A 7,667-nucleotide genomic window follows, 5' to 3' on the forward strand; every position below is an offset into this window, starting at 1 on the left:
GGTGGGCCCCAGGCAGGCGGAGCGGGCGGCGGCACGTGTCCCTGCGGGGGGTGCTGCACCTGGCCGTGCTGCACCTGCCCGTGCTGCACCTGCCCGTGCTGGACAGGACCGTGCTCAGCAGGACCGGGTCCCGCCTGGCCGGGCTGCGCGGGGCCCTGCGGTCCCTGCGCCGGGCCGGGGCCCAGCGGTCCCTGCTGCATCCCGCCGGGCGGCACTGGTCCGTGCTGGACCGGGCCCAGGTTGACCGGCATCGGGCCGCCCATGGGCTTGCGTACGCCCTCGATCGACAGCTGGATGGGCTGAATCCCGGGCGGATCCTGGGCCGGCGGTCCCGCGACGGGCGCGGGCGGAGGCACCGGGACACCCTCGATCGGCGGGGCGGGCATCGGCGCGTTGGCGTCCCCGAGCAGGCGCAGCATGGCGGTGGACGTGGTCGGCCTGGCCCCGGGGTCCTTGGTCAGCGCGGCGAGCACCACCTGTCGCAGCGGCTCGGGCAGATCGCCGACCTCGGGGGCGCCGTTCAGCACGGCCTGGGCTTCGTGGCCGAACGGCGCGGCGCCGGTCGCGGCGAACACCACGGTCGAGGCCCAGGAGAACACGTCGGCGTACGGGCCGTACTGCAGCCCGTTGATCTGCTCGGGCGCGCGGTAGCCGATCTCACCCGCGGGGTCGCCGATCTCGATGTCGGTGACGCGCAGCGCCTCGCCGGTGAGAATCACGTTCGACGGGGTGAGGCCGCGGTGCGCGAATCCGGCGAGGTGGACGGCGGTCAGCGCGGTCAGCATGCCCACCGCGACCCGTTCCAGCGCGTCGCCGGTCAGTGGGCCGTCCTCGGCGACGGTCTGGGCCAGTGAGCGGCCCTCGGCGTGCGCCCGGACGACGTACAGCCGGCCCTCGTGGACGCCCGCGTCGATCGTGCGGGCGATGTTCGAGTTGGACAACCGTGCGACGCTCTTGAGCCTGGCGACGAAGCCGGGATCGTCTGCCGGGCCGACGGTCAGCGTCTTGACTGCCACGTGGTCGGAGTCGTCCGACTTCCTTCCCAGGTGGACGACGCCGCGAGGGCCCGTGCCGACCTTCCCCACGATCTCGTGGGGGCCGATGCGCTCAGGCTGAGGCGAGTCCTTCTCCGCCATGACCGTCCTTCCGGGAATACGTCATGAACGAGGGACATTTAATCAAATACGCACCATATACATCAGTAGTTTCGGTCACACCCTGACAACAGCGGTCAATCCGCCTCGGCTCGCGACCCCGGCCGCCAGCCGCGCCGGCGCCCCATGGGCACGAGCACGTACAAGGCGATCACCACGCCCGACAACATCAGGCCACCGGCGCCCACGGCCGTCGCGACCTCCATGGCCCGATGATCGGGCGGCACGGCCTTGCTCACCACCGACGCCGGCAACGGCGACGGCACCGGCGGCGCGACCGCCACCTCCTCCGACGGCAGCACCGTGGTCACCGCCAGCAGAGGGTTGACCATGCCGACGCCGGTGCCCTTGCCCGCGGCGCCGTCCGCGGTCAACATGACCCGCCGCCGTACGCGGAGCTGGTCGAGGTGCGGGTGACGGGCGCGGACGAGCGCGGCGACCCCCGTCACGTACGGCGCCGCGTAACTCGTGCCGTCCAGCTTGCTCTGGTAGCCGCCGCCCGTCCACGTCGAGCTGACGTCCTGGCCGGGGCCGAGCACGTCGACCGCGTTGGGGTTGGAGAACTGCGACCGCCCGCCGTCCGGCGTGGCCGAGCCCACCGCCAGCACGCCGTCGTAGGCGGCCGGATAGGAGGGAGAGGGCGTGCCGTCGTCCTTCTTCGTGTTGCCCGCGGCGGCGACGATCACGATGTCCTTGCCGAGCGCGTAGTCGACGGCCGCCTTCAGCTGGGGCGCGTCCTGCGTCTCGATGGAGATGTTGATGACGTCGGCGTTCTCGTCCGCGGCCGTCGTGATGGCCTTGACCAGCGTGGCAAGATTACCGTTCGTCTCGTCGGACTGCTTGAACGACAGCAGTCGCACCCCGGGGGCCACGCCGTAGAAGGGGACGTCGGGCCGGGGCTGGCCGGCGATGATGCCCGCGACCGCCGTACCGTGGCCGACGCAGTCGCGGTGGTCGGCCTTGGCGCTGGTCAGGTCGGCCTTGCCCGCCAGGCGGATCTGCGGGTGACGCTCGTCGACGCCGCTGTCGATGACGGCCACGGTGACGCCCTGGCCCATGGTCAGCGGCCACACCCGTTTGACGTCGAGGCGCCGCTGGGCCCAGCTCTCCGCGATGGCGGGGCTGGCCTTCGGCGGGGCGCACTTCTCCGGCGCCTGAGCGAGCGCCGGCACCGCCGACAGGTGCAGGGCGAGCACGCTCGCCACCAGGGCGCGACCAATCATGGGTAAAAAGCGTAGCCTGCCCGTTTCAGGGGAGTCCGCGGACCGGCGTCGCGGTGCACAACATTTATTCTGGGGCCGGGACCCGCCACCTCAAGGGCCCCCGGAATTCCGGTGTCTCGATGGAAGAAGCCCCGGCACCCTCGCCAGGGCCCCAATCCATGATCATTTCGTGGCGGATTCGATGTTCTGGCGGTAGGTGCCGATGACCCGCGAAGCCTCCTGAAGCTCCTCGGTCATCCGCTGGAACGCCGTGCGGTAGTTCTGCCATGCCTGTTGGAAGCGCTGCGCGCCCGGCCCCGTCCACGCCGTGCCGACCTTGGCGGCCTCGCGGTCGAGCGCGGTCATCGTGGTGCGGACCGCCTCCGACTGCTGGGTGAACTGAGTGGACATCTGCTGCATTTCCGCGGGGTCGCCGCCGAGCATGCTCTGGCTCATGCATACCTCCTGGGGGAACCTGTGAAAGCGCCCTCAGGCTAAGGTCGGCCACTGTCCGTCGCCCCTGTTATGCCGAGCGGCTATGGTCTAGCGCAGAATCGTTCGTCTTCATCGGGAGCGAGACTCCATGCGCGAGGTTGTGGTCACCGGCGGCGGCACCGGCATCGGACACGCCATAGCGGCGGCGTTCGTCTCGCTCGGCGACCGCGTCACGATCACCGGGCGCCGCGAGAGCGTCCTGAAGGAGGCCGCGCAGCGCCTCGGCGCCTCCTGCGTGCCCTTCGACGCCGCCGACCCCGCCGCCGTCAACGACGCGCTCGCCGACCTGCCCGAGCAGGTCGACGTGCTGGTCAACAACGCCGGCGGCAACACCAACCTCGACAGGGGCCGGCCCGGCGAGCTGACTGAGGTGGCGCAGGCCTGGTGGGCCAACCTCAACGCCAACCTCATGTCCGCCGTGCTCGTCACGACCGCTCTCGCCCCGCGCATCGCCAAGGACGGCCGGGTCGTCTCCATCGGCTCCATCGCCGCGCGCGGCACGGGCTCCGGCTCGTACGGCGCCGCCAAGGCCGCCCTGGAGTCCTGGACCGCCGACCTGGCCGCCGAACTCGGCCCCAGAGGCATCACCGCGAACGTCGTCTCGCCGGGCCTCGTCGTGGACACCGAGTTCTTCCGGGGCCGGCTGACCGAAGACGGCATCACGGCCCGCGTGGAGAACACACGCAACGGCCGCCCTGGCATTCCCGCCGATGTGGCGGATACCGTTCTTTTCCTGGCGTCAGCGGGTGCCAGGCACGTGACCGGGCAAGTGGTTCACGTGAACGGCGGCGCATACCTGGGCCGCTGATCCGCAACTCGGGCAGCAGGAAGGACTAACGTCGGTGCGGAAGGTTCTGATCACCAACCGCGGCGAGATCGCCGTACGCGTGGCCCGTGCGTGCAAGGACGCCGGGATCGGCAGCGTGGCGGTATACGCCGACCAGGACCTCGACGCCCTGCATGTCAGGGTGGCGGACGAGGCGTACGCGCTGGGCGGGCAGTCGCCGGCGGAAACCTATCTCGACGTCGCCAAACTGCTCGACGTCGCACGGCGCTCAGGAGCCGACGCCGTGCACCCCGGCTACGGCTTCCTGGCCGAGAACGCCGCCTTCGCGCAGGCCGTCATCGACGCGGGACTGGCCTGGATCGGCCCGCCGCCGGCCGCCATCGCCGCGCTGGGCGACAAGGTCCAGGCCAGGCACATCGCCCAGAAGGTCGGCGCACCCCTCGTCGCGGGCACCAAGGACCCCGTCTCCGGGGCCGACGAGGTGGTGGCGTTCGCCGAGGAGCACGGGCTGCCGATCGCGATCAAGGCCGCGTACGGCGGCGGCGGGCGCGGCATCAAGGTCGCGCGCCGGCTGGAAGAGGTCGCCGAGCTGTACGAGTCGGCGGTGCGCGAGGCGGTCGCCGCGTTCGGCCGCGGCGAGTGCTTCGTCGAGCGTTACCTCGACCGGCCCCGCCACGTCGAGACCCAGTGCCTGGCCGACCATCAGGGCAACGTGGTCGTGGTCAGCACCCGCGACTGCTCGCTCCAGCGCCGCCACCAGAAGCTGGTGGAGGAGGCGCCCGCGCCCTTCCTGTCGCAGGAGCAGATCGACGTCCTCTACTCCAGCTCCAAGGCCATCCTCAAAGAGGCCGGCTACGTCGGGGCCGGCACGTGCGAGTTCCTCGTCGGCCAGGACGGCACGATCTCCTTCCTCGAGGTCAACACGCGCCTGCAGGTCGAACACCCGGTCACCGAGGAGGTCTCCGGCATCGACCTGGTGCGCGAGATGTTCAGGATCGCCGACGGCGAGCCGCTCGGCTACGACGACCCGGTCCTGCGCGGCCACTCGATCGAGTTCCGGATCAACGCCGAGGACGCAGGGCGCAACTTCCTGCCCGCGCCCGGCACACTGACCGTCATGCGCACGCCGTCCGGGCCGGGGGTCCGGCTCGACGCCGGCTACGAGGCGGGGATGACGGTCCCGCAGACGTTCGACTCACTGGTGGCCAAGCTGATCGTGACCGGGCGGACCCGCCAGGAGGCGCTGGAGCGCTCGCGGCGGGCGCTGGCCGAGTTCGTCGTCGAGGGCATGCCGACCGTGCTGCCCTTCCACGAGGCCGTCGTCGGCGACCCGGCCTTCGTCTCGTCGCCGTTCACCGTGCACACCCGCTGGATCGAGACCGAGTGGGACAACACGATCCCCCCGTACGCGGGCGACATCACCTCCGGCGAGGCGCCCGAGCGCGAGTCCGTCACCGTCGAGGTCGGCGGCAAACGCCTCGAGGTGGTGCTGCCCGCGGGTCTCGGCACGACCGCAGCCACGACCTCCGCGGGAGCGGGCAAGGCGCCCCGGCGCGGCGGCGTGGGCGGCAAGAAGGCCTCGGCAGGCGGAGACGCGCTCGTCAGCCCCATGCAGGGCACCATCGTCAAGGTCGTGGCGGGTGACGGCACCGTGGTCGCCGAGGGCGACACGGTGGTGGTGCTGGAGGCCATGAAGATGGAGCAGCCGCTCACCGCGCACAAGGCGGGGACGGTCACCGGGCTCACCGCGGCCGTGGGGCAGACGGTCACCGCGGGCGCCGCGATCTGCATGATCAAGGAGTCGTGACGGGCGTGAGCCGGGTTCTTAGCACGGAGCAATAAAAGGGGCATCTACCGTTCCACGATCTTCGCCCGCGTTGTGCACCCCCGCGCCCCTGGACGGGTAACGTTCAGGTGAGGAACTTTGCCGATCGCCCGTTCGTCCTCATGGGCGAAGGAGGCTTGCTGCCAATGACCCACTCGCTGCGCCGAGCAGGGGCCGCGATCGCGGCTCTGATCGCCGGTCTCATTGTCGTTCTTGCGCTGACCCCTGCCGCCAACGCGGCAGCCGACCCCCCTGACGCACAATCAGTCGTGTCCTATTGGAAGGACAAGCAGGACCCGCTCTTCGTCGAGTCGGGCTCGCCGCTCACCTCTGATCAGCAGAGCGAGATCCGCGACGCGCTCAAGGGCGCCGACACCAAAATCTATGCTGTGGCGGTCCCCGACGGCACGGTCGACAGCTCCTCCATCAAGGGCTACATGACGGAGCTCAACTCCGCGCTGACGGCGGCCGGACGGCCGAGGGCCACCTACGCGGTGCTCGACGGCATGACGTTGTTCGCCGCCTCCAGCCAGCTGCGCGCGCCGGGCCTGGCGGGCGAGCTGGCCAACCGCGCGGTCAGCAGCAACGAGGGCAACGTCGTCGACGGCATGAAAGACTTCGCCAACCGCGTCGACCTGGCCGCGCAGGGCAAGCGGTCCGCGCTCGACACCGGCAGCCAGGCCAACCCCGGCGCAGGCGGCACCGCCGCGCTGATCGCCCTGGGCACGCTCGTGGTCGTCGGCGGCGGCGGCTACTTCCTCTACTCCAGCAACCGGAGGAAGAAGAAGGCCATCCAGGACGCGAAGGACCTCGCCGCGGTCAAGCAGACCGTCGACGAGGACGTCACGAAGCTCGGCGAGGAGATCACCGCCCTCGACACCGACGTGACGCTGTCCGGCGAGAGCGGCCAGCACATCGACGAGTGGCAGACGGCGCTCGACGCCTACGAGAAGGCCAAGGCCCAGCTCGCCGCGGTGGAGCGCGCCGACCAGGTCCGCGAGGTCACCGAGACCCTGGAAGACGGCCGCTACGCGCTGGCCGTGGTGAAGGCCAAGGTCAACAACGACCCCGTGCCCGAGCGGCGCGCACCCTGCTTCTTCAACCCGCAGCACGGCCCGTCCGCCCGCGACGTGCGCTGGGCCCCGCCCGGCGGCACGGTGCGCGACGTGCCCGCCTGCAAGATGGACGCCGAGGCCGTGGAGCGCGGCTTCGACCCGCAGATGCGCGAGGTCATGGTCGACGGCCAGCGCCGCCCCTACTACGACGCCGGCCCCGCCTACCAGCCGTACGCCTCCGGCTACTACGGCGGCTTCGGCGACATCATGACCGGCATGTTCATCGGCACCATGATGGGCAGCATGCTCGGCGGCGGCTTCGGCTTCGGCGGCGGCTGGGGCGGCGACGCCGGCGGCGGTGACGGCGGCCTCGGAGACTTCGGCGGCGGCGGCGGCGACGCCGGCGGCGGCTGGGGCGACTTCGGCGGCGGCGGCGGCGACTTCGGCGGTGGAGACTTCGGCGGCGGCGACTGGTGACGCACCACCGCTGAATCGTTCAGCAGGAGCAGCGCCCCCTGCGGAGCCCCGGCACACGGGCATCCGCAGGGGGCGCTGCGTCGTCCGGCGTGAAGTGGCGGGTCGCCGGGCAGCATGAGGGGCATGCTCATCGTCATGGGGGGTCTGCCCGCGACCGGGAAGACGACGCTGGCCCGCCTCCTGGCCCGCCGTACGGGCGGGGTTCACCTGCGGATCGACACCATCGAGCAGGCGATCGTACGCTCGGGCCTGGCCCGCCCGCCGCTCGGCCCCGTGGGCTACTTCGTCGGCTACGCGCTGGCCGAGGAGCATCTCGGCCAGGGGCTGACCGTGATCGCGGAGTCGGTCAACCCGCTGCCGGCCACCCGTGACGCCTGGCGCGACGTCGGGGTGGCGGCGGGCGTGCCGGTCGCCGAGGTGGAGGTGGTCTGCTCCGACCACGCCGAGCACCGCGACCGGGTGACCTCCCGCTCGGTCGACATCTCCGACCTGCGGCTGCCCGAGTGGCAGGAGGTGGTGGAGCGCGAGTACGAGCCGTGGCACCGGAAGCGCATCGTCATCGACACGGCGGGCTGTACGCCGGAGGAGTCACTCGCCGCTCTGGTGCACCGGATCGCCCAGGCCCTCGCTTAGTGCCACCCTCCCGCACCCGCCCAGGCCCCCGGGCAATGC

7 protein-coding genes are annotated in these 7,667 nt (G+C 71.4%); 4 read left to right on the plus strand and 3 right to left on the minus strand.

The annotated features are described in order from the left end of the window. From GUY59_RS44925 to GUY59_RS44935, 3 genes are all read right to left on the minus strand, one after another. On the minus strand, positions 1–1,136 hold a 1,136-nt coding region (locus tag GUY59_RS44925; RefSeq protein ID WP_161715058.1), incomplete at its 3' end, for a serine/threonine protein kinase. 95 nt (positions 1,137–1,231) lie between these two features. Continuing rightward, entirely contained in the window at positions 1,232–2,377 is a 1,146-nt protein-coding gene (locus GUY59_RS44930) for a S8 family serine peptidase (RefSeq protein ID WP_138208389.1), read from the minus strand. Between the two features lie 162 nt (positions 2,378–2,539). After that, complete coding sequence (locus GUY59_RS44935) at positions 2,540–2,812, minus strand: WXG100 family type VII secretion target (protein ID WP_165960088.1); 273 nt, start codon at positions 2,810–2,812, stop codon at positions 2,540–2,542. 127 nt (positions 2,813–2,939) lie between these two features. Between GUY59_RS44935 and GUY59_RS44940 the strand changes: the two genes are divergently transcribed. The 4 genes from GUY59_RS44940 (at position 2,940) to GUY59_RS44955 (ending at position 7,628) form a co-directional block, all read left to right on the plus strand. Beyond that, entirely contained in the window at positions 2,940–3,659 is a 720-nt protein-coding gene (locus GUY59_RS44940; RefSeq protein ID WP_132341347.1) for an SDR family NAD(P)-dependent oxidoreductase, read from the plus strand. Between the two features lie 34 nt (positions 3,660–3,693). Then, a complete protein-coding gene (locus GUY59_RS44945; protein WP_138208388.1) occupies positions 3,694–5,445 on the plus strand; it encodes an acetyl/propionyl/methylcrotonyl-CoA carboxylase subunit alpha in 1,752 nt (583 codons plus the stop codon). A 164-nt stretch (positions 5,446–5,609) separates the two neighbouring features. Beyond that, a complete protein-coding gene (locus GUY59_RS44950) occupies positions 5,610–6,995 on the plus strand; it encodes a hypothetical protein (protein WP_138208387.1) in 1,386 nt (461 codons plus the stop codon). A gap of 123 nt (positions 6,996–7,118) precedes the next feature. Next, entirely contained in the window at positions 7,119–7,628 is a 510-nt protein-coding gene (locus GUY59_RS44955; RefSeq protein WP_132341343.1) for an AAA family ATPase, read from the plus strand. The last annotated feature ends 39 nt before the right edge of the window (positions 7,629–7,667 follow it).

The sequence above is a fragment of the Nonomuraea sp. K271 genome (assembly GCF_009908215.1).
Taxonomy (GTDB): Bacteria; Actinomycetota; Actinomycetes; order Streptosporangiales; family Streptosporangiaceae; genus Nonomuraea; species Nonomuraea longispora.